General features: G+C 60.5%; 24 protein-coding genes and 1 riboswitch. Of the genes, 20 read left to right on the top strand and 4 right to left on the bottom strand.

All coding sequences use genetic code 11. From position 1 onward, the window contains the following. Positions 1–202: 202 nt before the first annotated feature. From oppB to oppF, 4 genes are read left to right on the top strand one after another with little or no spacing between them, the layout of a single operon-like run. Complete coding sequence (oppB, locus tag M3P88_RS15480; protein ID WP_249616892.1) at positions 203–1123, top strand: oligopeptide ABC transporter permease OppB; 921 nt, start codon at positions 203–205, stop codon at positions 1121–1123. Between the two features lie 11 nt (positions 1124–1134). After that, positions 1135–2055 (top strand): ABC transporter permease, encoded by a 921-nt coding sequence (locus M3P88_RS15475; RefSeq protein WP_502798965.1) that lies wholly within the window; start codon positions 1135–1137, stop codon positions 2053–2055. An 11-nt stretch (positions 2056–2066) separates the two neighbouring features. Then, positions 2067–3056: an ABC transporter ATP-binding protein gene (locus M3P88_RS15470; protein WP_249616891.1), complete on the top strand. Its 990-nt coding sequence runs from the start codon at positions 2067–2069 to the stop codon at positions 3054–3056. Further along, a complete protein-coding gene (gene oppF, locus M3P88_RS15465) occupies positions 3049–4032 on the top strand; it encodes a murein tripeptide/oligopeptide ABC transporter ATP binding protein OppF (protein ID WP_249616890.1) in 984 nt (327 codons plus the stop codon). The genes M3P88_RS15470 and oppF overlap by 8 nt, the downstream gene beginning before the upstream one ends. 87 nt (positions 4033–4119) lie before the next feature. On the opposite strand, the gene M3P88_RS15460 is transcribed toward oppF, so the two are convergent. After that, the gene (locus M3P88_RS15460; protein WP_249616889.1) at positions 4120–4899 is read right to left on the bottom strand and encodes a tRNA threonylcarbamoyladenosine dehydratase; all 780 of its coding nucleotides are present in this window, start codon (positions 4897–4899) and stop codon (positions 4120–4122) included. Positions 4900–5062: 163 nt separating this feature from the next. On the opposite strand from M3P88_RS15460, the gene M3P88_RS15455 reads away from it, so the two are divergent. The 3 genes from M3P88_RS15455 (at position 5063) to M3P88_RS15445 (ending at position 7184) form a co-directional block, all read left to right on the top strand. Beyond that, the gene (locus M3P88_RS15455) at positions 5063–5290 is read left to right on the top strand and encodes a hypothetical protein (protein ID WP_249616888.1); all 228 of its coding nucleotides are present in this window, start codon (positions 5063–5065) and stop codon (positions 5288–5290) included. Positions 5291–5409: 119 nt separating this feature from the next. Then, a complete protein-coding gene (gene ltaE / locus M3P88_RS15450) occupies positions 5410–6444 on the top strand; it encodes a low-specificity L-threonine aldolase (RefSeq protein ID WP_249616887.1) in 1035 nt (344 codons plus the stop codon). After that, on the top strand, positions 6441–7184 hold the full coding sequence (locus M3P88_RS15445) for a sulfite exporter TauE/SafE family protein (RefSeq protein ID WP_249616886.1): 744 nt from the start codon (positions 6441–6443) through the stop codon (positions 7182–7184). The genes ltaE and M3P88_RS15445 overlap by 4 nt, the downstream gene beginning before the upstream one ends. Here the strand turns inward: M3P88_RS15445 and M3P88_RS15440 are convergent. Then, a complete protein-coding gene (locus M3P88_RS15440; RefSeq protein ID WP_249616885.1) occupies positions 7177–7821 on the bottom strand; it encodes a helix-turn-helix transcriptional regulator in 645 nt (214 codons plus the stop codon). The two genes, M3P88_RS15445 and M3P88_RS15440, sit on opposite strands and share 8 nt — an antisense overlap. On the opposite strand from M3P88_RS15440, the gene M3P88_RS15435 reads away from it, so the two are divergent. From M3P88_RS15435 to M3P88_RS15390, 10 genes are all read left to right on the top strand, one after another. After that, positions 7820–8683: a hypothetical protein gene (locus tag M3P88_RS15435; protein ID WP_249616884.1), complete on the top strand. Its 864-nt coding sequence runs from the start codon at positions 7820–7822 to the stop codon at positions 8681–8683. The genes M3P88_RS15440 and M3P88_RS15435 overlap by 2 nt on opposite strands. A 186-nt stretch (positions 8684–8869) precedes the next feature. Continuing rightward, the gene (locus tag M3P88_RS15430) at positions 8870–11653 is read left to right on the top strand and encodes a patatin-like phospholipase family protein (protein ID WP_249616883.1); all 2784 of its coding nucleotides are present in this window, start codon (positions 8870–8872) and stop codon (positions 11651–11653) included. Positions 11654–11732: 79 nt separating this feature from the next. Further along, a complete protein-coding gene (locus M3P88_RS15425; protein ID WP_249616896.1) occupies positions 11733–12437 on the top strand; it encodes a CHAP domain-containing protein in 705 nt (234 codons plus the stop codon). 72 nt (positions 12438–12509) lie between these two features. Then, entirely contained in the window at positions 12510–13136 is a 627-nt protein-coding gene (locus M3P88_RS15420; protein ID WP_249616882.1) for a PEP-CTERM sorting domain-containing protein, read from the top strand. Between the two features lie 99 nt (positions 13137–13235). Continuing rightward, entirely contained in the window at positions 13236–14789 is a 1554-nt protein-coding gene (locus tag M3P88_RS15415) for a T6SS phospholipase effector Tle1-like catalytic domain-containing protein (RefSeq protein ID WP_249616881.1), read from the top strand. Positions 14790–15039: 250 nt separating this feature from the next. Further along, positions 15040–15483: a hypothetical protein gene (locus M3P88_RS15410; protein WP_249616880.1), complete on the top strand. Its 444-nt coding sequence runs from the start codon at positions 15040–15042 to the stop codon at positions 15481–15483. Between the two features lie 96 nt (positions 15484–15579). After that, complete coding sequence (locus M3P88_RS15405; RefSeq protein WP_249616879.1) at positions 15580–17646, top strand: prolyl oligopeptidase family serine peptidase; 2067 nt, start codon at positions 15580–15582, stop codon at positions 17644–17646. 4 nt (positions 17647–17650) lie between these two features. Further along, positions 17651–18622, top strand: a complete 972-nt coding sequence (rlmF, locus tag M3P88_RS15400) for a 23S rRNA (adenine(1618)-N(6))-methyltransferase RlmF (RefSeq protein WP_249616878.1) — start codon at positions 17651–17653, stop codon at positions 18620–18622. Between the two features lie 100 nt (positions 18623–18722). Next, positions 18723–19097 carry a cupin domain-containing protein gene (locus M3P88_RS15395; RefSeq protein WP_249616877.1) on the top strand — a complete coding sequence of 125 codons (375 nt, stop codon included), beginning with the start codon at positions 18723–18725 and terminating at the stop codon, positions 19095–19097. 83 nt (positions 19098–19180) lie between these two features. Next, positions 19181–19678, top strand: coding sequence for a universal stress protein (locus M3P88_RS15390; protein WP_249616876.1), 498 nt, complete (start codon positions 19181–19183; stop codon positions 19676–19678). A gap of 104 nt (positions 19679–19782) precedes the next feature. Here M3P88_RS15390 and M3P88_RS15385 read toward each other — a convergent pair whose 3' ends face one another. Both M3P88_RS15385 and M3P88_RS15380 read right to left on the bottom strand, forming a co-directional pair. Next, a complete protein-coding gene (locus M3P88_RS15385; protein WP_249616875.1) occupies positions 19783–21366 on the bottom strand; it encodes a Na+/H+ antiporter NhaC family protein in 1584 nt (527 codons plus the stop codon). Positions 21367–21460: 94 nt separating this feature from the next. Then, a riboswitch (Lysine riboswitch) is annotated at positions 21461–21636 on the bottom strand. Between the two features lie 124 nt (positions 21637–21760). Then, complete coding sequence (locus M3P88_RS15380) at positions 21761–22522, bottom strand: TlyA family RNA methyltransferase (RefSeq protein ID WP_249616874.1); 762 nt, start codon at positions 22520–22522, stop codon at positions 21761–21763. A gap of 301 nt (positions 22523–22823) precedes the next feature. Between M3P88_RS15380 and M3P88_RS15375 the strand changes: the two genes are divergently transcribed. From M3P88_RS15375 to M3P88_RS15365, 3 genes are all read left to right on the top strand, one after another. After that, positions 22824–24353 (top strand): glycine betaine uptake BCCT transporter, encoded by a 1530-nt coding sequence (locus M3P88_RS15375; protein ID WP_249616873.1) that lies wholly within the window; start codon positions 22824–22826, stop codon positions 24351–24353. A 51-nt stretch (positions 24354–24404) separates the two neighbouring features. After that, on the top strand, positions 24405–25052 hold the full coding sequence (locus M3P88_RS15370) for a YceH family protein (RefSeq protein ID WP_249616872.1): 648 nt from the start codon (positions 24405–24407) through the stop codon (positions 25050–25052). Between the two features lie 328 nt (positions 25053–25380). Further along, positions 25381–25917: a YfaZ family outer membrane protein gene (locus M3P88_RS15365; RefSeq protein ID WP_249616871.1), complete on the top strand. Its 537-nt coding sequence runs from the start codon at positions 25381–25383 to the stop codon at positions 25915–25917. The last annotated feature ends 110 nt before the right edge of the window (positions 25918–26027 follow it).

Below are 26027 nucleotides of genomic sequence, written 5' to 3'. Positions count from 1 at the left end.
GATTGTCTTTTGCCACCGTGCCCATAAGAACCTGTTCACGATCTGCTGCGCATCGGCGATACGGCGTTAAAAACAGCTTCGAAATGCTCATGTACCACCTGTACATTCCGCTTTCTCAGCCGTTTTCGCCTTGTCTCGCCCTCGCTCGCGAGAGTGTGAACACGCTCTAAGGCCTGGCGGTGTGCAAAGCGGAGCCTGAATTATGTGGTCCTATACCCTACGCCGCATTCTGATGACGATCCCGACCCTGCTGGTCGTGATCACCGTCTGCTATCTGATGCTGCATCTGACACCGGGTGGTCCGTTCGACACCGAACGCAAGGTGTCGGCGGCCGTGATGGCCAACCTGCAAGCCAAATACCATCTCGATCTGCCCTTGTGGCAGCAATATCTCTATTACCTCAAGGGCCTGCTGCAAGGGGATCTGGGCGCATCCTTCCGTTACGCAGACTGGAGCGTGAACGAACTGGTGGCCAAGGCGCTGCCGGTGTCGCTGACCATAGGCGGCGTATCGCTGCTGATTTCCATCGTGATCGGCGTGCTGCTGGGCACGGTCGCCGCCCTGCGCCAGAACAGCGCCATCGACTATCTGGTGATGCTGATCGGCAACCTGGGCAGCGCTTTCCCTTCTTTCGTGATCGGGCCGGTGCTGATCCTGATCTTTTCCCTGTGGTTGTCGTGGCTGCCTTCCGGTGGCTGGCAGGACTTCGAGGTGCGCTATATGGTGCTGCCCATGGCCCTGCTCACCTTTATCAATGTCTCGACCATAGGCCGCGTGATGCGCGGCAGCCTGATCGAGGTGTTGTCGAGCAACTTCATCCGCACCGCGCGCGCCAAGGGCCTGCCTACGCGCACCATCGTGCTGCGCCATGCTTTCAAGCCGGCGCTGATGCCGGTGGTGTCGCTGCTGGGGCCGCTGGCGATCTCGTCGATTACTGCCGCCGTGGTGACCGAGTCGGTGTTCTCCCTGCCGGGTTTGGGCAAGCTGATCATTAACGGCGCATCCAACCGCGACTACACCCTGGTGCTGGGACTGGTGGTACTGGTGACGGTGCTGGCCGTGCTGCTCAATCTGCTGGTCGATCTGGCTTATGCCTTGCTCGACCCGAAAATCCGCTACTGAGCGAGGCCCTTATGTTGCTCAAGAATAAACAGAAAATGCTGGGTGACGCGCTGCTCGCTGCCGGTATCGATGCGTTACCGGTCGAGGGGCGCAGCCCGTGGCGCGATGCGCGCGAGCGCTTTTTCCGCAATAAGGCGGCGGTAGTGAGTCTGGCGCTGCTGCTGCTGATTGCGCTGGCCTGCATCTTTGGCCCCATGCTGCTGCCGCACTCCTTTGACGACACCGACTGGGATGCGATGGCCCTGCCGCCCACGCTGAACAACTGGCATTTGTTCGGCACCGACGAGTTGGGGCGAGACCTGCTGGTGCGGGCATTGATGGGCGGGCGCATTTCGCTGATGGTTGGTTTGCTGGCAACCATTGCCTCGGTGGCAATCGGTATTGCCTGGGGCGCGACCGCCGGCTTTATCGGCGGCCGGGTCGATACGCTGATGATGCGTCTGGTCGACATGATGTATGCCGTGCCTTACCTTTTGATCGCCATCCTGATGGTGACCATACTCGGGCGCGACTTCTATCTGGTGGTGCTGACCATTACCGTGTTCTCGTGGATGGATATGGCGCGCGTGGTGCGCGGGCAGACGCTGGCGATCAAGTCCAAGGAGTATATCGAGGCGGCGCACGCCATCGGCGTCTCGACCCCGGCCATTATCTTCCGCCATATCGTGCCCAACTTGCTGGGCATCGTGGTGATTTACACCACGGTGACTGTGCCCGGTGTGATCCTGACCGAGTCGGTGCTGTCCTTCCTCGGCCTTGGCGTGCAGGAGCCGATGACCAGCTGGGGCGTGCTGATTGAAGAGGGGACCGGGGTCATGGAAACCACGCCGTGGATGCTGCTGTTCCCCGGCCTGTTGCTGTCGGTCACGCTCTATTGCGCCAACTATATCGGGGACGGCATGCGCGACGCGCTCGACCCCAAGGACCGCTGAGGAGGCGCATCATGAGTTTGTTGCAAGTCAATAATCTGGGCGTCGAGTTCCAGACCGGCGACGGCGCGGTATTTGCCGTCAACGGCGTCAGCTTTGCGCTGGAGCGCGGCAAGACGCTGGGCATTGTCGGCGAATCGGGTTCGGGCAAGAGCCAGACCGTGCTGGCGATGATGGGGCTGTTGGCCAAGAACGGCCGCGCCAGCGGCGAGGCGCTATATAACGGCCAGAACCTGCTGGCGATGAAAACGGCGGAACTGAACAAGATACGCGGCAACCGCGTGGCGATGATCTTTCAGGATCCGATGACCTCGCTCAACCCTTACCTCACCGTCGAGCGCCAGATGACCGAGGTGCTGGAGCTGCACAAGGGCATGAGCCGGCGCGAAGCGAAAAAGCGTGCCATCGAGCTTTTGGAAGCGGTACGCATTCCCGAAGCGGCGCGGCGCATCAGCATGTATCCGCACGAGTTCTCCGGCGGCATGCGCCAGCGCGTGATGATTGCCATGGCCTTGCTGACCGAGCCCGAGGTGCTGATTGCCGACGAGCCGACCACGGCGCTGGATGTGACGGTACAGGCGCAGATTCTGGCGCTGCTTAAAGAGTTGCAGCGCGACTTCGGTACCGCCATCGTGATGATTACTCACGATCTGGGCGTGGTGGCCGGCCTGTGCGAGCAGGTGATGGTGATGTACGGCGGGCGGGTGATGGAGCAGGGCGCGGCCGATGATCTGTTTTACCGGCCGACCCACCCTTACACCATCGGCCTGCTCGGTGCTTTGCCGCGGCTGGACCATGAGGCGGCCGAGCTGGTCAGCATCCCCGGCAACCCGCCCAATATGGCGCGCCTGCCCAAGGGCTGCCCGTTCTCCGAGCGTTGCGGCTTTGCCGATGCACGCTGTGTCAACGAGTTGCCGGCCTTGAGCCCGGATGGCGCAGTCTTGCGTGCCTGCCACCGCCCGTCGGTGCAGGTGATGAAACAAGGGGAGATGACCCATGCCTGAAGCACTCTTGTCGGTGCGTGACCTGAGGGTCAATTTCCAGATCAGTCCGGCTGGTGCCTGGCCATGGACGCCGAAAAAAGACCTGAAAGCGGTGGGTGGCGTCAGTTTCGAGCTTTATCCCGGCGAGACGCTGGGCGTGGTCGGCGAGTCCGGCTGCGGCAAGTCGACGCTGGCACGCGGCATTCTCGGCCTGATACCGGCCAGCAGCGGCGAGATTGTCTGGCTGGGCAAGACCTTGTCCGGCGGCAGCGCCCGCGACTGGCATGCAGCACGGCGCGATATCCAGATGATTTTCCAGGACCCGCTGGCCAGCCTCGACCCGCGCATGACCATCGCGCGCATTATCGGCGAGCCGCTCAAGGTGCATAGACCCGAGCTTGGCAACGACGAGGTGCTGCTGCGGGTTAAGGCCATGATGAAAAAGGTCGGCCTGCGCGAAGAAATGATTAACCGCTATCCGCACGAGTTTTCCGGTGGCCAGTGCCAGCGTATCGGTATTGCGCGCGCGCTGATTCTCGAGCCCAAGCTGATTATCTGCGACGAGCCGGTGTCGGCGCTGGACGTGTCGATTCAGGCGCAGATCATCAACCTGCTCAAGTCCTTGCAGCAGGAAATGGGCTTGGCGCTGATCTTCATTGCCCACGATCTGGCGGTGGTCAAGCATATTTCCGACCGCATTCTGGTGATGTATCTGGGGCGCGAGATGGAGCTGGCCGAAAAGCATGCGCTCTATGCCCAGCCCGCCCATCCTTATACCCGCGCCTTGCTGTCGGCGATTCCGGTGCCCGACCCGGCGCTGGAGCGCAAAAAGGAAGTGCGGCTGTTGCAAGGGGATATTCCAAGCCCGATCAACCCGCCGTCCGGCTGTGTATTCCGCACCCGCTGCCCGGAAGCGCAGGCACGCTGCGCCGAAGAAGTGCCGGCATGGCGCACACTGGACAACGGCACACGCTGCGCCTGTCATTTTGCGGGGTAGGGAGTAGGGAGTAGGGAGTAGGGAGTAGGGAGTAGGGAGTAGGGAGTAGGGAGTAGGGGGCACTCCCCACTCCCCACTCCCAATACTTTACTTCTTGGCTTTTTTTGCCATCTCGCGCAGTGCATAAGCGGCCGCGGCCATGCCGAAGCTGGCCGTCACCGTCATGCTGGCGCCAAAGCCGGCGCAGGACAGGCCCTGCGGGCCGTTGTTTGAGGCGGCAGCGCAGCTTTTTACCTCGGGATAGACCAGCTGCTCGGTCGAGTAGACGCAAGGCACGCGCAACTTCTTGCCCGGTTCGCGGCTGAAGCCGTGGAATTTTTTCAGGTTGTAGCGCAGCTTGGATAACAGTGGGTCATAGGTTACGACCGACAGGTCGGCCAGACGGATCAGGGTCGGGTTCATCTGGCCGCCGGCGCCGCCGGACACCACAAAAGGCTGGCGTCGCTTGACGCACCACGCGGCCATCGCGGTTTTCACCTTCAAGCCATCCATGCAGTCGATCACAAAGTCGTAACCTTGCCCCAGCAGCGCATCCATATTTTCTTCCGTGACGAAATCCTCGATCTCGTGCACCACACAGGCCGGGTTGATGGCGCGTACGCGCGCCGCTAGCGCACTGACCTTGGCCATGCCGTAGTTGGGGTCGAGTGCCGGCAGCTGGCGGTTGGTGTTGGATTCGGCGATATTATCCAGATCGATCAGCGTCAGCCTGCCGATGGCGCTACGCGCCAGTGCTTCCACCGCCCACGAACCCACGCCGCCGACACCGATTACGCAGACATGCGCGCCCTGAAAGTGCGTCAGCGCGGCGTCGCCGTACAGGCGGGCAATGCCGCCAAAGCGGCGTTCAAGATCGGCGTCGTACATGGTTTTCTCCGCAGGGGCAAAGGCGCGAAGGATACGGCAAAGGCGGCGACTCGGCCAGCCAAGTGCCTGATTCATGGCAAGAGTTTGCCGCGTAGCCTAGCCTTGAAGAGGTTCGCGGCATTTGCCGCCGGACTCATGATTTTGTCCGTATGAGGGAGGTCACATGAAACCGCAGCCGTCGTTCGATATCGACTTTGACAAGCGCAATAACGCCACTTTGAGAATTGTCTGCAGCAAGTGCGGGCATGAAAATCCGCACCATCTCACGTCACTGTCCCCGGACGAAGACATCCTGTGCACCCAGTGTGCGACCAATATCACCCTGGACCTTGAGGCGATCAATCTGGCGACTCGTCAGGCCGAGGGGATCCGTCAAGCCTATGGCGCCTGACAATAGATGACGGCATGACATAGCTGGTGTCACAATTGGCTCATCCGCCCGATGAGCATTTTATTTAGCAACGGCGGCCTGAGGGCTGCCGTTTTGACATTTCAGACAAGGATCCACCCATGCAATGGCTAGATGTACGCAGCGACACCGTCACCCAACCGACTCTTGCCATGCGCGAGGCCATGTTTCATGCCGTGGTGGGCGATGATGTCTATGGCGATGATCCGACGGTCAGCGAGCTGGAAACATTGGCGGCCGCCATGCTGGGCAAGGAGGCCGCCTTGTTTGTGCCGACCGGCAATTTCGGCAACCAGCTGGCGCTGTTGACCCACTGCCAGCGCGGCGACGAAGTGATTCTGGGCGACGACTGCCATATTGTCTGGCACGAGACCGGCGGCGCTGCGGTGATTGCCGGCGTGCAGCTGCGCACCGTTGCCAGCGACCGCGGGGTGATGGATCCGGCCGAAATCGCCAAGCGCATTCGCGTCGGCAGCGATATCCACTGGCCGAAAACCGGCCTGATCTGCGTAGAAAACGCCCATTCCAGCGGGCGCGTGGTCCCGTTGGCGGTGATGGCGGAAACCGCCGCCATCGCCCGTCGTCACGACGTGCCGGTCCATCTGGACGGTGCGCGCATCTTTAACGCCGCCGTGCATCTGGGCTGCGACGTCAAAGAGGTGACCCGGCACGCCGATACGGTGATGTGCTGTTTATCCAAAGGGCTGGCTTCCCCGGTCGGCTCAATGGTGGCCGGCAGCGCCGAATTTATTGCCCGTGCGCGGCGCAACCGCAAGCTGATGGGCGGCGGTATGCGTCAGGCCGGCGTGATTGCCGCGCCGGGCATTATCGCCTTGCGCGAGATGACGGGGCGGCTGGCCGAAGACCACGCCAACGCGCGCGCACTGGCCGAGCGGCTGGCTGCGATAGACGGCATCAGCCTGAATCTTGATGATGTACATATCAATATGGTGTGGTTTGCGCTGGCGCCATCCATCGCCGTGGACGGCCTGATGGCCGCCTTGCTGGCTGCCGGTATCAAAGCCAATCCACCGGAAGACGGCCTGATGCGCATCGTCACTCACTGGCAGATTAGCGCCGCCGATGTCGCACGCATCGCCGATGTGATCGCTGCCTATGTGACGAGCGGGCAATGAGCCCGGAACTGGGTGGCATGCTGTTCGGTGCCGGCTTTGTCGCCGGCGCGCTGAACGCGGTCGCCGGCGGCGGCACGCTGATTACCTTTCCGGCACTCATCGCCGCCGGCCTGCCGCCCATTGTGGCCAATGCCACCAGCTCGGTCGCGCAGTGGCCGGGCTATGTGGCCTCCAGTCTGGCCATGCGGCGCGAGCTGAGTGGCCAGCGTGCGCTACTGCCCTTGGCCATCGCGAGTCTGGCCGGCGGCCTCTTGGGTGGCGTGCTGGTGAGCGTGGTGTCCAATGCGCTCTTTATGCACTTGGTGCCATGGCTGATTTTGCTGGCGACGCTGATGTTCTGGCAGGGGCGGCGCTTAAGCACGCTCACCGCTGGCGGGGCGTGGCCCTTGCCCTTGCTGGTGAGCGCCCAGTTGGTGGTGGCCATTTATGGCGGGTTTTTTGGCGGCGGCATGGGGGTAATGATGCTGGCGCTGTTTGCGCTGGCGCTCCCCGAGAGCCTGCTGCGGCTCAATGCACTGAAAAACGGCCTGTCGGTATTGATCGCCGGGGCGGGGGTGACCGCCTTTGTGTTGGCCGACTTGGTGGATTGGGTGTCTGGCGGTGTGATGCTGGCCGGCAGCATCGCCGGCGGTCTGGGCGGCGTGCATCTGGCCCGCCGCATTCCGCCAGCCTGGCTTAGGGGCGGCGTCGTGCTGCTGGGCTTTGTGCTTAGCGCGGTATTTTTCTGGCGCGCTAGGTAGCCATTAAACGGCAGCGTTCACGCAGGCTGCTGGGTGAACAGCCAAACCAGCGATTACTGGCACGGCAGAAATTACTGGGGTCGGAAAAGCCCAAACGATAGCCTATCTCGACGATGGGCAAGGTACTGTGTTGGAGTAAATCTTCTGCCTGCTGTCGCCGGGCAAGATCCAGCAAGCCTTGAAACGACTGCTGTTCATGGCTGAGTTTGCGCTGCAAGGTGCGCTGCGAGACGCCCAGTCGTATGGCAATATCGCCCAGTCGTGGCTCGCCTTCCGGGAGGGTCTTGCGGATTTGCTCCAGTATTCGGTCGGCAAAACGCATGCGTTCTATTTTGCCAAGGTAACTGCGTATGGCTTGCTCGTTCAGCGCTAGCAGCATGGGGTTGGCGCCGGCAAACGGTTCCAATGTCGTGCTGTAATCAAAGCCTATGCTGTCTTCTGCCGCTTCCAGTGTGACCGGTACGCCAAAATAGTCTTCCAGCCTGCTCGCCTGTTCCGGTGTCGTCCGGATGGCGAGTGCAACAAAGCTGGGTGTGATCGGGTGCTGGCTGAGGTGCCGGGGGCGATGATGTGGCTGGCGCTTATATGGATCCCGACATACTCTTAGATAAATGTCATTTTGCGGGGCAGATGTCATGTACTGGAGAGTGTTGTGCGGCTTAAGCATCCTAGTGCTGGCAGGTTGCCAGAGTCTGGGTTGGAGTGAGCGGTGGAGTGCCGGTTACTCGGCACCGCCCATATTGACCGGACAGGATGGAGCGTCCAAGTCTGCCCTGGAAGAGATGCACCGGGCGCTGACAAGCGGGAAATCGCCCTTGCTGAGCGAGGTTTGCCTGCAGGGGGCCGAGATGAATGGCAGCAGCGAATGCAAGTTGGAGCGCAACCGCGCGGTTGCCACCCTGATGCTGTTGTCCGAAGAAGCCTGTCTCAAACACCGGCGCAGCATTTATGGCAACGACGCCGTGATCAACTCGACGCTGGGGACCTTGACCAACCTGTTTGCCGGCACGGCGGCCGTGGTCAACCCGGTGACCAGCAAGAGCATCTTTTCGGCCTTGGCCTTGTTTGCAAACTCCGAACGCTCTCTCTTCAACGAGGTGGTGTACAAGCAGATGCTGGTACCCGCGGTCGACGGCAAGATTGTGCAAAGCCGTCAAAGCGATGCCCAGGCAATCTGGACGCATTTCAGCAAAGAAGTGAAAGACTACCCGGCGGCGCAGGGTATTTATGACGTGTCTGTATTTCACGCCAGGTGCTCGTTCATGGACGGGTTGCGTCTGGCGCTGCAGGAGGGGAGCCAGCCTGCCAGCGAGCAGCGTCTGGCGCGCTTGAAGCTTGAGCTGAACGACATCGAGCGTAACCTCAAGTTGGCAGACCGCAATGACAAACCGGCGGTGAAGCATTGGGAAGCGCGCCGGGATAAGGTTGAGGCCGCGATTGACCAAATACTGAACCTTCCCTCTGTGGGGGCTACGCAGGACGCAAGTGGCAAAAAGTAGTCATGGTTTAGCGCGCGGCATCGCCCGTTAAGCGATACGCGGGAAGCAGGCCGCGGTCGCCCATGCGTGTAGACGAAATGACTGGACACACGGTGTACAGTGGCAAGCACCTACGGAAAGTAGGATTAAGGCTTGCCTAACGCCAGTTGCTCGCCTAAGCAGAAGTTTTGGCTGGCGGGCATTGCAATGACGGGCGCTGAAAAGCGACAGAACAGCAAGGATCGCGCACTCGACAAGAACGCGCAGGCGCAGGAAAGCCAGCGGATAGGCGCGCGCCGTGAATGTCTGGGCTGGCCGGATCTGAAAGTTGCGCGCTACGCACTGGCGCTTTCCGGCGGTGGCATCCGCAGCGCGACCTTTTCGCTGGGGGTGGTGCAGGCGCTGGCGCGCAATGGCCTCGACGGCCAGCCGGTGAGCGACCCGCCGGCCGACACTAGCAGCACCCGGCAAGGCGATGACCAGCAGCCGGAGCACTCCTGGCTCGCGCGTTTCGACTACCTGTCGACGGTCAGCGGCGGCGGCTATTTGGGCGCTTTCCTGTGCAGCCTGTTTGTGCCCGGCCGCTTCCGGAAGACGCCTGACAACCAGTCGGTCTCCCCGCTGGCAACTAACAAGCATGACAAAAAGCCGGATTCTCAGGAGGCCGCTCGTCTTGCGTATCGCGTGTTGCGTATCGAGCCACCCTCGCGGCTGAGTCCCAGCCGCCGTATCAGAGGCCTCAGTGAGGAGTCAGAAAAGCCGCCGGGCTTGCGGATGCCGCTTGCCTGGCTGCGGGATAACGGTCGTTACCTGACGCCCGGCGGCGCCGGCGATGCGGCGTATGGCTTCGCAGTCGCCTTGCGTGGTGTGCTGACGGTGCACTTTGCCGTCGGCTGCGCGATTGTCGTGCTGTTTTCCCTTGCCGCGCTTGCAGGCGCGTGGCTGACGGAGCGTCTCCCTGGCGTATGGCCGATGGCTGAACCTGTGCTGTGTTCTCAGCAATTGATGGTCGTGCCTGACGCCTGGTGGCCGGGCAGGTTGCACGTATGGGTGATCGGCCCCGCTTGTCCTGCGTCCGCAGTGCCGTTGCCGCTGAGCCCCTGGTGGGCTCTGGCGGCGCTGATCGTTCTCGCGTGGGTGCTGCCTGCCGTGCTTGCATACTGGCTGGCGCAGTTGCCGCGAGGGTTCGAGATCGTGGTATCGCTGGTGTTGCTGGTGCTATTGATCAGGGTTGTCCCTCCGTTAGCCAAGGGCGAGCTGCCTGCTCTACTACAGCGTTTAGGTACAGTTGGCGCCGCGGTTTTGGGCGTGATCGTGGTCTCCATGCTGGCGCAGCGTTGGTGGGCTTGGGTAAAGGCCTATCGGCAAGTTAAAAATCGCATCAGCAGGCAAAAAAAACACTTTTCTCAAGAGAGCGACGCGACCCTGCGGGTCGAGCTAACTCGCGCCCTGCAACTCTCTTTGGTTTGTCTGGTTGGGGTCCTTGTCTTGGCGCTGGGTGACTCCATCGGCCGTGGCCTGCACCTGCATCTGCAAGACGAACAGCCGCTGACGCTTGCGTCGATCGGTGCATTACTCGCCTCGGCCATCGCGCTGGTGCGCAAGCTGGCGGTGCTGTTCGATGAAAAAAGCGCCGGCGGCTGGCTGGCCCGCCTGCCGCTACCGGCGCTGGCGGGTGTCGGCGCCTTGCTGACCGGGTTGTTGTGGCTTGCCTTGTGGTCGCTGTTTGTCCAGTGGACGCTGGCGCGCCTGTCAGGCAGTGAGCCTTGGTTGCTGGTCGGGGCCATGCTGCTGACGGTCGGGTTTGGTTACTGGCGGGGCTGGCTGGACCTGACGTCGCTGCGTCCCTTCTACGAGCGGCGACTGGTGCGTGCTTATCTTGGCGCAACCAACCGTGTGCGGTTCCAGAGTCAGGATGCTGCCGCTTACAGCAGCGCCGAGCCGATAGCGGGTGATGACCTGAACTTCGACGCGTGCCTGCGTACACAGGGTGCGCCGCTGCACCTGATCAACGTCACCCTCAATCAGACTGTCGGCCCGGGCGAGCGGCTGGTGCAACTCGACCGCAAGGGGAAGCCCTTGTGTGTGCGCCCCGCACTTGAGCAGCCTTTCCTGCTCGAGGGGCAGCCTTGCCGGTTTGAAAAGGCGCCCGCCGAAGTCGGCTACTGGACGGCACTGTCCGGTGCCGCGTTCAGCACCGGTATCGGCCGCCTGACCTCTCCCGGCCTGTCCTGGTTATGCGGAATGGCCAATATCCGGCTGGGGAGCTGGTTACGCCTCAAGGACCAGGGCAAGGAGCCGCCTTGGACGACTTGCTTGCCGACGTTCACCTTGCTGGCCAACGAGTGGCGGGGCCATTTCCATGGCAGCCACGGAAACTGGCAATACCTGTCCGACGGCGGCCACTTCGAGAATCTGGGTATTTACGAACTGCTGCGTCCCGGCCGCGACGTGCGGCTGATCATCGCCTGCGACTGTGGTGCAGATCCGGACTACCAGTTTGAAGACCTGGCCAACCTGGTGCGCCTGGCGCGCGTCGACTTTGCGCTGGAAATCGAAGTGGACGAGGAGGCGATGGCCGTCCTGCAGCCTGCCGCTGCACGCAGGGTCTTCGCCAGCCCGCAACAGTTGCGGCAGGCGGAGCTGGCGCGGCGTGCCGGGCAGGCCAGCCCGCCGGACGACGACGCGTGCGCGGTCCTGCTCAGGGTGCGCCCTGCCGGTGAGTCCGCCCCCGTCTGCCACATCGTGCTGGTCAAGCCGCGGGTGCCGGCCGGCGTGCCGGTCGACGTGGCGCACTACGCCGCGCTGAACCCCGCCTTTCCGCAGCAGACCACCGTCGACCAGTTCTTCGACGACCAGCAATGGGAGAGCTACCGCAAGCTGGGGCTGATTTGCGGCGAGCGCGTGGTGCGGGCGCTGGCAAGTAGTGGGGAGGTGGCGCGCTGGTTGGGCCGGCCGCCGGAGCAGGTAGTCAACCGAGAAGGAGCATGAGATGAAATATCCGGGCAGGGTGGTCCGGCTGGGCGAGGCGGACCCGAAGGTGGTCAAGGCGGTCAAGGCGCAGTTGAACATGGCGTTACATCTGGCGCAGGAGGAGAGCGGCCCACTTGACGAGGCTAACCCTAACTTCGGCGCGACGACCGAGCAGGCGGTCAAGTTGTTTCAGTGCCGGAACGCCGATGTGTTTGGGCGGCCTCTACTCGAGGATGGTGAAATCGGCGCGCTGACCTGGGCGGCGCTGTTCGGCGAGGCGAGTGTGCCGGTGGAGGCGAAGGCCAAGACCCCGCTGTTGCAGAAGGTGGTCGAAGTCGCCGCCAGTCAGCTCGGGGTGCGCGAGAAGCCGAAAAATTCGAACAAAGGCGCGGAGGTCGTCGCCTATTTGCATTCGACCGGTACCGTGCCCGGTAACCCGTGGTGCTGCGCGTTCACCTACTGGTGCTTTGGCGAGGCGGCCAAGGCGCTGGGCGTGGCCAACCCCATGCTCAAGACTGCGCATTGTCTGACCCACTGGAACGGTGCCAAGCTGCAAGGCGCCGTGCGCGTACATACGAGTGACGCGGTGGCCAACCCGGCGCTGGTGAAGCCGGGCATGCTGTTCATCATCGACCACGGCGAAGGGCGCGGGCATACCGGCGTGGTCGAGCGGGTGGCCGGCGAGTTTATCCACACCATCGAGGGCAACACCGACGGCTCGGGGACCCGCGAAGGTGGCGGTGTGTACCGGCTGCGCCGCAAGGTCGACACCATCAACAAGGGCTTCATCGACTACGCGTGAGTCAGGCAGATTAGAGCCCGAAGCCGCCGGCAGCGCGGCGGGGCGTGTATGGACAAGGGGGAGGAGAAACCTATGGCAAAAAGATCCTTGGCCGGCGTGGCCGTGCTGGCCCTTACTCTTGGCTTCAGCGGTGTGGCGCACGCAGAGTTACTCAAGCGCGATCTGCAGGCAGGCGACCAGTTGCTGGTGTTCGATAACGCCAGCGGGCTGGAGTGGCTGCAGCCAGTAGCGACCCTCGGAGGTGGGTACGAGGGGGCAGTGGTCAAGTCAGTGATGTCAACTTACGGTCTGCGCTACGCCTCATCTCGGGAGGTACAGCAGCTGATTCAGAGTAATTTTGGTGAGTTGGTATTGTTCCCTGAATACGTTTACAAGAAAGAAAATGGACCTGTGCTTAACAGCTTCTACGAGTGGTTTGATCCCATGCGGCGAGAATCCTTCGACGGCAGCTATGGCAAGGATCTTTGGGCAAACTCGGCGGATGCCGTGCATGGTTACTCTTGGAACAGCACCTCTGGCGGGGCGCCTTTCGTCTTCGAAGGCAGCCAAATCCGCGGCACCTCGCCGCTGGCCGGCAACTGGCTGGTACGTCCGGTCTCGCCGGTACCCGAGCCCGCCAGCGCGCTGTTGATGCTGTCCGGCCTCGGCGTGGTCGGTTGGTGGCGGCGGACTCGTGGCCGGGAGCTTGGTAGAAGCTGAACGTTTAATTGAATCTACGATCCTATTTTTGTGGTGTGAATAAATACGTCAGATGCTTTGATTTGTTTGAGTTCAATTATTCAGTTTGGAGTTATCAATATGCGCAATCTTTATGTTTGTTTTGACGGGACATGGAATACGCCAGATCAAAAGGTTGGTGAAATAGTGTGCCCGACCAATGTGCGAAAATTCTTCAACGCATTAGCGGCAACAGAGACCATGAAGTTCTATCACCCCGGTGTCGGTACAGAGGGAGGTAGGATAAAAAAATTGGTTGACGGTGCATTTGGCTCCAGTATTGACGATCATATCGTCAACGGCTATCACTGGCTGTGCAGAAATTACCTTCCATCTGACAGGATTTTCATTATCGGTTTCAGCCGCGGGGCGTATTCGGCACGTAGCCTTGCAGGGATGATCGGGCAATGCTCCGGCTTGTTGAGGCTCTATGATAAGGGCGATGAGGAACAATGGAGAATAGTGAAGGATGCGTATCAGAACCGGTATCGGTTGCGCAACCAGCAGTGGGGTATGGAAGTGGATCGTCTGCAAGACCAGGACGGTAGCGATGTCGGGGTTTACTTCGTAGGGGCTTGGGATACGGTGGGGGCTTTGGGCGTTCCGGACGACGCTGAATTGGCCAATATGCTTGACCGGCCAAGTGAGTATAGATTTCACGACGTAGCATTGGGAAAACATGTGCGGCATGCCCGGCATGCCGTGGCGATGAATGAGGTGAGATCGAGCTTTGCACCGACCTTGTGGGTGGATGAGAACAATAATCCATTCTCGGAGAAAGATTTTGGTGATGGCCGAACAGTCAAGCAAAAATGGTTTTCAGGAGTGCATGCCGATGTCGGTGGGGGATACCTAGAAACCGGGCTTTCCGATGTTGCGCTGCAGTGGATGATTGAGGAGGCAAGTAGCCTTGGCGCACATTTTGAAGTTTCCATGCTGAAGCAGATTGCACCAAACCCGAACGGGTATATGCATGATTCTTATTCGGGTGTTTTTGAAATGTTCAGGAGTCAACCAAGGAGCACGCCGGCCGTTGTTCAGGAGAGCGTCAATGATGGGCGACTCCATGCGTCCGTGCTGGATCGGCATCGCACGCCGCCTATCTCTCAGGCGCCCTATCGGGGGACAAGACTGCTCAGTGTCGGAGATAAACCGGAAAATATTGAAATCTACGCTAAGCATCGATGGGGGGATACCGGCGTGTACCTGAAAAAGGGTGCGACCTATCGGCTGACGGCAAGCGGGGAGTGGGTGGACCGGACGATTTCATGCGGCCCGGGGGGCATGAATGACGGGGTTTTTCATCCGGGGGAAATCGTGCAGTTAGCCGGTTCTTTCCTTGATGGTTTAGAAGGCTGGTACGCAAAAGTTTTTAAAAACAAAAAGGCTGATTTCTATGCGTCGCGCAGGATGAGACACATGCCGTGGTTTGCCTTGGTCGGTGCGATTGCCAACGCGAAGAACCCGAATGCGGACGGAACGCCTTCCGATATGGAGTATTTCCTAGTGGGGAACGGCCCGGTCGAGGTCAGCCCAAAGGCTTCCGGCTATTTGTATTGCTTTGCCAATGATGCGTGGCATTTTTACGAAAATAACCGTGGTTCGGTATGGCTGGCTGTTGAGCGGATTGCATGATATAGACACGATGTGCGTGCCATCCTTAATCGAGTCGTAGCTGGTGCGCACATCTGATTCTCTTTGGGGTGCTAATACACTATTTTGAAGGGTCAGGGATGTGCTGATTAATAGATTTTTTGCTAGTTGTTGGCATGCAAACACTTGATTTTATCGTTGCTGTGTTTGGGCTGGGCGAAGAAATCAGCGCTTCCTTAGGTGTCAGAAAATAAATGGATTATCGTTATGGGTTCGCCAAAAAATTTTCTAGATGCCATTTGTTGGCCTTGCCTTGTGGGTTTTTTTATTTATTGTGCGGGGTGGTATGTGCGAATTCAATGATTTTATGGGTGTTTATCAGGCGCATTATGCACAGGTGGATGGCTTGTGGAAATACTTTCAGGCGGTGACAATGGCAGTGGTTGGTTGGGTTATTGTTAACGATAAATTGCTGCAGTCAAGGTTGAAGTTGATTGCCTTTTTGCTTGGGTACTTGATTTTTTGTGTGGGTAATTATTCTGCGCTGCGGGTTGGGCAGGGGCAGTTACTCATGTTGGAAAAGGTTGTGAATGAAAATTCAAGTAGTGTTAAAGGTTTTTCAGAATTGAAAGCGTTGAGTGTTGATGAGATTTCAATTTTTTATGGTGGTGTTGTTTTGGCTGTTGTGGTCGGAGTTTCCTTGCTTGCGCGATTAAAAAAGACACTCGTCGAGTAATTGAAGAGTGCGGGTCGCCAGGGGGAGCCCTGAAGTAGCTGTCTGATACGGGATTACATGGCATCATCGCCCCCATTCATTTGTAGCGACGACGCCATGCCCCATACCGATCCCCACCAATGGCTGGAAAGCCTGGACAGCCCCGAGGCGCAAGCCTGGGTCGATGCGCAGAACAGCAAGACCCATAGCCTGCTCGATAGCGATGCGCGTTTTGCGCCCTTGCAGGCCGAGATCCTCGCCCATTTGCAGGACACGCGCCAGATTCCGTTTTTCTCCGAGCACGGCGCCTGGCTGTACAACTTCCATCAGGATGACGCGCATCCGCGCGGCGTCTACCGCCGTACCGCGCTGGAGGCCTACCGTGCCGGCGCGCAGGACTGGCAGATTGTGCTCGATATCGATGCGCTGGCCGCCGCTGATGAGGAAGACTGGTTTCTGGATGGTGTGTCCCATTGCACGCTGGTGCCGGCGCGGGTGCAGGTATTCCTCACCCGCGGCGGGCAGGATGCGACGGTGTGCCGCGAGTACGATCTCGAGGCGCAAGACTGGGTGGCGCATGGCTTCGACTTCTCCGAGGGCAAGAGCCATATCGCCTGGCGCGATGTGGATAGCGTGTTTGTCTGTCCGGGCTGGAAGGGCGCACCGCTGACCCGTGCCGGCTATCCGTGCGAGGTGTGGCTGGTCGAGCGTGCCGCCGATGGCCAGCATGCGTGGACACAGCTGTTTGCCGCCCCCAAGAGTGCAATGATGGTGGCCGCCTGGCGTTACCTCGATGCCGATGGCGCCACGCTGGACATGATAGAAGCGTCCGACTCCTTCTATAGCAAGACCTACCATCTGATTGATGCCACGCTGGCGACCCATGCGCTGCCGTTGCCGGCCAAGGCCGAGATCGAAGGTTATCTGCAGGGTGACCTCTTGGTGAAACTGGCCGATGACTGGGCGTGGCAGGGTGAGCGCTATGCTGCCGGCAGCTTGCTGGCGGTGGCGCTTTCCGCCCTCACCCCTGACCCCTCTCCCTCGGGGAGAGGGGAAAAAGACGCGCAGCTGGGCCGGGTGCAGTTGCTGGTTGCGCCGGCGGCCAAGCGTTCCATCGACTCGGTCGAGACCACGCGCGCGAGTCTGGTCGTCAATCTGATCGACAATGTGAAAAGCCGTCTGCTGGCCTTCGACAAGGTGGCGGGGCTCTGGTGCGAGCGCGCACTGCCGGTGGCCGATAGCGGGGTGATCGAATTTGCCGACCAGCCGTGGGACTCGGACATTATTTGCTACAGCTTCAGCGATTTTCTGATGCCGACCGGGCTGTATCGCCTGAATGTGGCCACCGGCGAGCAGGAAGTGTTGCGTGCGCAGCCGGCGGCGTTCGATGCCTCGGCCTTTATTGCCGAGCAGCGCCATGCGCGTGCCGGTGACGGCACCGCCATTCCGTACTTTGTGGTGCGTGGCAAGGACACGGTGCTGGACGGCAATACGCCGACGCTGATGTACGGCTATGGCGGTTTTGAAGTGTCGATGCTGCCTTATTACATCGAAAACTTCGGCCCGCACTGGCTGGAAAAGGGCGGCGCTTTTGTGCTGGCCTGCATTCGGGGCGGCGGCGAGTTTGGCCCGGCCTGGCATCAGGCAGCGCAGGGGCCGCGCCGCGCGGTGAGCTTCGGCGACTTTATCGCGGTGGCGGAAGACCTGATCGCGCACGGGCTGACCTGCCCGCGCCGGCTGGGGATAGAGGGCGGCAGCAATGGCGGCCTGCTGGTGGGCGCGTGCATGGTGCGCCGCCCCGAGCTCTTTAATGCGGTGGTGTGCGAGGTGCCGCTGCTCGATATGCTGCGCTACACCGAGCTGTTGGCCGGCGCGAGCTGGATAGACGAATACGGCGATCCGGACGATGCGGCCGAGCGCGCGGCACTGGCGGCCTATTCGCCCTACCATCATGTGCAGGCCGACGCCGACTATCCGCTGGCGCTGTTTACCACCAGTGCCAAGGATGACCGCGTGCACCCCGGGCATGCGCGCAAGATGGTGGCGCGTCTGGCCGAGTTGGGACACGACGCCTTGCTGCTGGAAACCGCCGGTGGCGGCCACTCCGGCAATGCCGCACAAGCGCAGACTGCCGAAGAGTTGGCGCGGGTGCTGGTTTATCTTTACCGCCAGCTGATGGACTGAAGCCATGCTTAAACTGAAAAAGCCCAATCAAAAGCCGCAGGGCAGCAAGCCCGGCCTGCATCCGCGCAACCGCCATCAGGGGCGTTACGACTTTGCCGCATTACAGGGCGTCAGCCCCGAGCTTGCGGCCTTTGTTATCCACAATCCGGCCGGTGAGCCGACGGTGAATTTTGCCGACCCGCAGGCAGTCAAGGCGCTGAACCGCGCTTTGCTGGCGCTGCAATACGGCATTGCCCACTGGGATATTCCCGACGGCTTTTTGTGCCCGCCGATACCGGGGCGGGCCGACTATATCCATACGCTGGCCGACCTGCTGGCTGCCGATAGCCATGGCGTGGTGCCATGCGGTGGCGCGGTGCGGGTGCTGGATATCGGTGTCGGTGCCAACTGCATCTATCCGCTCATCGGTCATGCCGAATACGGCTGGCGCTTTGTCGGCAGCGATATCGATGCGCAGGCTATTCGCTGTGCCGAAACCATTATTGCGGCCAATCCGGGGCTATCCGGGGCCATCAGCTGCCGTTTGCAGCGTGATAGCGAGGCTATTTTCGAGGGGGTGATCCGCCCCGGCGAGCATTACGCCTTGTCCTTGTGCAACCCGCCGTTTCACGCTTCGGCCGCCGAGGCCAGCGCCGGCAGCCGGCGCAAAGTGGCCAATCTGTCGGGCAAGCAAGGCGGCAAGCCGGTACTGAATTTCGGCGGACGCAGTCACGAGTTGTGGTGCGAGGGCGGCGAGGCGGCGTTTATTGCGCGCATGGTGGACGAGAGCCAGCGCTTTGCCACGCAATGCCTGTGGTTTTCCACGCTGGTGTCGCGCTCGGACAATCTGGCCGATATCCGCTATGCACTGAAACAAGCGGGGGCGCTGGAAGTGAAAACGCTGGCCATGGGGCAGGGGCAAAAGCAAAGCCGGGTGGTGGCGTGGAGCTTTATGGACAGCGCGGCACGGCAGCAGTCGCTCGGCAAAACCGGCTGAGGCATTGGCAGGTCAATATTTATATCGGGTTATGGCTTGAAGCCGATCGCCTTTGTGTGTCACATTTGTTGAAAATATTAGACATACAAAGGAGAGAGCCATGAAAAGTACGCAGGATATTATCGTGTTTGCCCGGCACCCGGTGGTGGGCGACGAGTTTGTCGCCGCCGCCGAGCGCCATATCGCTGGCGCATGCCAGCAGCGGGTGGATAACCATTACTCCGACCCCAGCGGCCAGTTTCATGCCGGCGTCTGGTCCGGCGGCTTGGGTACATGGCGTGTCAAATATAGCGAACACGAATTCTGTACCCTGCTGGAAGGCTTGGTGCGGGTCAGCGATAGCAGCGGTCGTGAAGTGCTGCTGCAGGCCGGTGACCATTTCGTGATTCCGGCCGGTTTTGAAGGTGTGTGGCAGGTGCTGGAGCCGGCCAAAAAAACCTACGCCATTTTCGAGGCGGCCAGCGCCAAGCCGTGATGTTTTATTGATCCGGCTGCTGGTGTGCCGGGTCAAAAAGGTCAACAATCAGTTCCTTATCTTCCTCTTTGAAAGGATGCAGCATGTATCAGAATATCGTGATCGCACTGGACGGCAGTCATAACGCGGTCTTGGCCTTGCAGGAGGCCATTAAACTGGCTCAGGTCAAGCAGGGCAAGCTGATTCTGGTGCATGTGGCCAGCTTGCGCGACATCAGCGTGGAGGGCGTCGGCATGCTGGGCAACCATGATCTGCATACGCTGGCGCATGAGCGCGGAGCGCAGATCATGGCCGAGGCCGAAGCACTGGCGCGCGAGAGCGGCATTAGCAGCGTCACGCCGCTGATTCTGGAAAGCTGGGATGGCGGCAAGGAGATGGCCAAGGTGCTGCTTGCTGCTGCCGATGACCATCATGCCGACCTGATCGTGGTGGGCACCCATGGCCGTGGCGGCTTGATGACCCTGCTGATGGGCAGCTTCGCCGAAACGCTGCTGCGTATGTCGCCGCTGCCATTGCTGGTGGTACGCAATGTGCACGATGACGACGAAAACAAGCTGTTCGAGAAGCGCCCGGTACTGTGATTCGGGCCTGCCAAACCAGAGCTGACGGTGTCTGGCGCAGATAAAAAAGAGGGTCACCTGCGGGTGACCCTCTTTGATTTGATGGGGAACGAAGCGCAGGCCGTTTAGGCCGCACAAGGCACCAGCGCCGGACGGCGTCGCTGGTAGTAATGTAGCAGCGGCAGCGCCAGCGCAAACCATAGCGAGCAGGTCAGCAGGCCTAGCCACACCGAGCCGGAGGCGCCCAGTACCAGATAACCGGCGATGGAGCCCAGCGCAACCAGCAAGGAGTAGGGTAGCTGGGTGAGTACATGGTCGATATGGTGGCTGCCTGCGCCAGTCGATGACAGGATGGTGGTGTCGGAAATGGGCGAGCAATGATCGCCAAACACGGCACCGGCCAGCACCGCCGACAGGGCCGGCAGCAGCAGGGCAGGTTCCGTTGCCATCACCAGATCGGCGCCCAGCGGCAGCATAATGCCGAAGGTGCCCCAGCTGGTGCCGGTGGAAAACGCCATGGCACCGGCGAGTACAAACAAGACCGCCGGCAAGAGCCAGAATGGCATGGACAGCTGCGCCATCGACGCCAGATATTTGCCGGTCTGGACATCGCGGATAACGGCAGCGATCAGCCATGCCAGCAGCAGGATGCGCAGTGCCGGCCACATGGCGGCCAAGCCGTGGCGCAGTACCGACAGCCAGTCGCGAGCGGGCAAGCCCAGACGCAGCGCCAGTACGCCTGCAACCGCCAGTGCGCTCAGTGCGCCGTAGACCAGCGACAGCCCGACATTGGTATTTTCGAAGGCGCCCAAGAGGCTGAACGGCTTGGCGTCTTGTGCCAATACCTCGGCGCCGGTTGCCAGCATAAAGTAGATGGTGGTCAGCACCAGCGTGAGGATGGGCAACACCAGATCGCGCACCTGACCCTCGCCTAGCGCCTGGAGTTCTTCGCTGACACCGGGTGGCGTGCCCTTGCTCTGGTCGTACAGCATGCCGTTTTCTGCCTGTGCCTCATGCTGTGCCATCGCGCCCAGATTCAGCGGCCGGATAATGGTGGCCACCACCAGCAGCAGGGTGAACAGGGCATAAAAATTCATCGGCACCATGGTCATAAAAGCCGAGAACGCGCTGTGCTGTTGAATGCCGTGTGCGGCCAGAATGCCGCCGATCAGGGCGACGATATACGCACCCCACGACGAAACCGGCATGATCACGCATATCGGTGCCGCCGTTGAATCCAGCAGATAAGCCAGTTTGGCGCGCGAAATGCGATAGCGGTCGGTGACCGGGCGGCAAATGGTGCCAACGGCAAGGCTGTGGAAGTAGTCGTCGATAAAGAACAGGAACACCAGCAGGCCGGTCATGATTTTAGCCTGGCGGCGGGTCTTGATGCGCTGCTGTGCCCATTCGGCAAAGGCACGGCTGCCGCCGGTGAGTGTCATCAGTGCAATCAGAAAACCCAAGAGCAGCAGAAACAGCAGGATGTTGACGCTGCCCCAGTTGGGCGCGCTCCCGTCCCAGAAAATGGCGAGTGCCGATTGCCCGATATATTGCCCGGCCGACAGCAAATTGCCGGTCAACAGCAGGGCGCCGACGGCAATGCCAAGGCCTAGCGACAGAACGACGCGGCGGGTTATGACTGCCAGGGAGACCGCCACCAAAGGCGGCAAGACAGACAGTAAAGAATCGGAATATTGGCTTAGTTCCATGATCTCGTATCACCTATGTGGATTACAGGTGGAGACCTACCGAGAGGACCAGAAGACAGCAGACGTACCAAGGGCGTCCGGGGGAGACTTCTACCCTTTCAGTAGCGCTCCATAGTTTGCTCAGACTATGGCAGTGACATTCCTGTTTGAAATGCCCCCAGCAGCGGTGCCTGACGGCTTGGCTACTTCGGCACTGGCTCCTTTTTGCGGCGATCATCGGGTTCAAGCTCCCGCCGCATACTCTTAGACAGTGCAACCTCTACTCAAAGTTACCGGACCATTATTAAGTGCAAGTGCTTACTATGCAATAGTTTTATGCATTTTAGCGATTGAATACCATTTAAATTGACTTTGTGATGCGCTAGCTTGGCCGGGCCAGACTGGCGCATCCGCACTAGCACTGCTTGCGCGCCCAGACAAAGAATTCCCGGTTGCCATCTCCGCCCTTGATCGGGCTATCCAGCCAGCGCAAGAGCTCGAAGCCTTCGGCTTTTACCGCCTGACTGATCTTGTCTTTGACCCCGGCGTACAGGCTTTCATTGCGCACAATGCCGCCATGGCCCAAGCCTTCGCGCCCGACTTCAAACTGCGGCTTGACCAGACTGAGCAGATAGCCGCCCGGGCGAATCAAGGGCAGGGCGGAAGGCAGGATCAGCGTCAGCGAAATAAACGATACATCGCAGACCATCAGATCGAAGGCCGCGCCGTCATTGGCCGACAGCAAGACTGCATGATCCAGCGCGCGGCCGTTGACGCCCTCGAAATAGCGTACCCGTGCATCGTCGCGGATTTTTTGCGCCAGCTGATCATGGCCGACATCGACGCCGACGATGCGCCGGGCGCCGGCTTGCAGCAGGCAGTCGGTAAAGCCGCCGGTGGACTGGCCCACATCCAGCGCGCTGAGCCCCGTCACATCCAGTGCGACTTCGGCCAGTGCACCTTCCAGCTTGAGTGCGCCGCGCGAGACATAACGGTCGGCGGCATCCGGCACAATATTAAAGCAGGTATCGGGTGCCAGCTTCTGGCTGACTTTGGCCAGTGGCAGCAGTTGGCCATCGCGCACGATGCTGACCCGTCCGCCGGTAATCAGGTTTTGGGCGGCCGTGCGGGAGGGGGCAAGGCCTTGTTCGACCAGCAAAATATCGGCTCGGAGCATGGTTAAGGAGAGGTTGGATTCTGGGGGCGCTAGGGTCGCGCCAGTGCTGACGACTGTCAAGTCGCGCCGACATCCGGTTTGCTTGATCTGTATCAAAGATGGTAGGCTTTACCTGCTTTTTATGTATTTTGACTTACTTTTCTTGTCTGGGCTTTACGCTCGTCTTGATGAACACCCGTTCCCCGGGTATTGCGGCTTTGCCCGCTTCGGCTCGCCTTGAGTCACCTGATCCACCCACCCTGGCTGTTGTCCTGCCCCGGTTGATGGCGCGCATGGATGACAGACCACTCAAGGAGGCAGTATGGTTTTACGTATTTCGTTGGCGCTCACCGTTCTTTTTGCTTTGTTCGGCGTGTTTTTTCCCGAACTGATGAATCAGGTCACGGCAGACCTGTTATCGCTCACTATTGCCCGCTTTGGCTGGTTTTATCTCTTGGCCGTATTCGGCTTTCTGTTGTTTACCCTGTACCTTGCTTGTAGCCGCTTTGCCCAGATCCGCTTGGGCGGAGAGGATGCCGAGCCCGAGTTTTCCCGTGGCACTTGGTTTGCCATGTTGTTTTCTGCCGGCATGGGCATCGGCCTGGTGTTCTGGGGCACGGCCGAGCCCTTGTCGCATTTCGCTTCGCCATCACAAGGCATTAGCGCCCAGACGCCGGAGGCGGCGCGCATGGCCATGCATGCCTCGTTCTTTCACTGGGGCCTGCATCCCTGGGCAATCTATAGCGTGATGGGACTGGCGCTGGCCTATTTCAAATTCAACCGTGGCGCACCCGGGCTGATCAGTGCCGTATTCCGGCCTTTGCTGGGGGATAGGGTCGAAGGCCCCATCGGCAAGACCATCGATATTCTGGCGGTGCTGGCCACGGCTTTTGGTGTCGCCACTTCGCTGGGTTTTGGTGCTTTGCAGATCGAGGCCGGGCTGAAGTATCTGTTTGCTGTTCCATCCGGCACCTGGACGACGTTTGCCGTGATTGCCATCGCCACCGTGCTATTCGTGCTGTCCTCCATGACTGGGCTGACGCGCGGCATCCGCATTTTGTCCAATCTCAATCTGTGGCTGGCGGTGGGCTTGCTGCTGCTGGTCGCCATCCTGGGGCCGACGGCATTTATCTTTGAAATCTTCACCACGACGCTGGGCGATTATCTGGATGACCTGATTGCGCAGAGCCTGAAGTTGACGCCCTATTCGCAAAATACCTGGGTGGCCGGCTGGACCCTGTTCTACTGGGCATGGTGGATTACCTGGGCACCGTTTGTCGGCATGTTTATCGCCCGCGTTTCCAAAGGACGTACCATTCGCGAATTCGTGGTCGGCGTGCTGCTGGTGCCGGCACTGGCCAGCTTTATCTGGTTCTCTGTCTTTGGCGGCACCGGCTTGTGGATGCAGCTATTCGGCCATGCCGATTTGGTCGGCGCGGTTGGCAGTGATGTCTCTACCGCCTTGTACCATATGTTTGCCGCCTTGCCCGGCGGTGCGGTGATCTCCGGTCTGGCCATGTTGCTGGTGCTGAGTTTCTTTGTCACCTCGGCCGACTCGGCCACTTTTGTGCTGGGCATGCTGTCCAGTGGCGGCAGCCTGAACCCGGGCCATCGCGTCAAACTGGTGTGGGGTGTGCTGGTGTCGGTGATTGCGCTGATCCTGTTGTCCAGCGGCGGACTCAAGGGGCTGCAAAGCATGTCCATCATTACCGCCTTGCCATTTGCCCTGATTATGGTGGGCATGATGGTGTCGCTGTATCGCGCCTTGTCGCAGGATGAGCGCCGGCAGCGCTTGCATGAGCTGGAACTCAAGCACGAGGTAGAAAGGTTGATGGCGCAAGCGTCAAGGTGATGCAGTGCAGCGGGTTTGATGCGATCATAAGCGCCATCGCAAGGAGGCATTATGGATACGCATCAACTTGACCCGGTCGAAGTGCGGGTACTGGCTTGTCTGGTCGAAAAACAGGCGCTGAACCCCGATACCTATCCGCTGACGCTGAACGCCCTATTGTCGGCATGCAACCAGCTCACCAGCCGTGAACCGGTGATGAGTCTGGGCGAGGCCGATCTTAGCGCCGCCCTGGCGTCGCTGATGGCGCAAAAGCTGGTGGGTGAACGCATGCCGGCCGGCGCACGTGTTGCCAAATACGAGCACCGGCTGCCGTATGCATGGAATATCGAGGGCGCCCGCCTGGCGGTGCTGGCCATGCTGATGTTGCGAGGTCCGCAGACCCCGGCCGAGATCCGCACCCGTGCCGGGCGTATCTACAGTTTTTCCAGCGTGGAAGAAGTCGAGACCGCACTGGATGCGCTGGCCGACAAATATCCGCCTCTGGCGGTACATTTGCCGCGCCAGAGCGGTGAGCGCGAAGCACGCTGGGCGCAGCTGCTGTCCGGCATGCCCGAGCAGGGGGCCAATCCGGCGCCACCGCGCGGTGAAGAATGTGATGCGATTGTGGTCGGTCTGACCGGCCGCGTCGCCGCGCTGGAAGCCGAAGTGGCGGCGCTCAAGGCGCGCCTGCTGGAGCTGGAAACGCGGATGGCCGACTGAAAGCTACCCGCGCGGCCGTGCCCCGGGCGATGGTGGCGCGGGTTTTTTACTGGCTATGTGCCAGTTGTATATGGCAAAGCACGGGTTTGGGGCTTTGTGTCCGCTACGCGGACATCGTTTTATTGCCGCTTCCGCGCGGCGAACGGGCAGGGGCGGGGCGTAGCCCCTTGCCTCCCCAGCCCCCCGAAGTCTCTTGAAGCTTCACCCGCGTTTTTTGCTTCGGTGCGAGCCTAACGGGGATGGGCTGCTGGCAGATTGACGCCATGCCGCGCCAGCGGGCCGCACACAACTGGGACATGGCTTTTTATTGTTTTAAACCGAGAAAAACATGATGTTGAAAAAGACTTTACTGGCTGCCGTACTGGCCGCTGCCGCCCTGCCTGCGCTGGCGGGTGATCTGACGCTGGCTGCAACCGAACATGGCGGCTTTATCAGCCGTACCGCTACCGGCTTCGGCCCCGGCATTACGCTGGATTACCTGCAGTCGGATGAACATGGCACGGCAGAAGCCGGCGGTGTTGGCCTGACCTTCGGTCTGCCGGTACCGTTTGCCCGCGTTGATCTGGGCGGCAAGGCCATGTGGCTGGATGCCGGTGGCGATGCTACTGCTGCCATGGTCGGTGGCCGGGTTACGGTTGATCTGCCTTTCTCCAGCGAAGCTTTCGTACAGGGCTATTGGGCGCCGGAAGCGGCTGCCAGCGGTAGCGTCAGCAAGGTGAGCGACACCATGCTGGGCCTGCGCTGGAAACCGTTGCCGCTGATCGGCGTGGAAGCCGGCTGGCGCGAGTTCAAGGTCGAGCGCGATAACCGCCGCGACCGGAAAATCGCCGATGGCGCGTATCTGGGCGCCAGCATCGGGTTCTGATTATCGGGAAGTAGGGAGTGGGGCTAGGGAGTAGGGAGTAGGTGCAAGCTCCCCGCTCCCCGCTCCCCGCTCCCCGCTCCCCGCTCCCCGCTCCCCGCTCCCCGCTCCCC

Source organism: Craterilacuibacter sp. RT1T (genome assembly GCF_023502145.1).
Taxonomy (GTDB): domain Bacteria; phylum Pseudomonadota; class Gammaproteobacteria; order Burkholderiales; family Chromobacteriaceae; genus Craterilacuibacter.
Note: the sequence above shows the minus strand (reverse complement) of the source record. Positions and strands in the feature narration are given on the sequence as shown.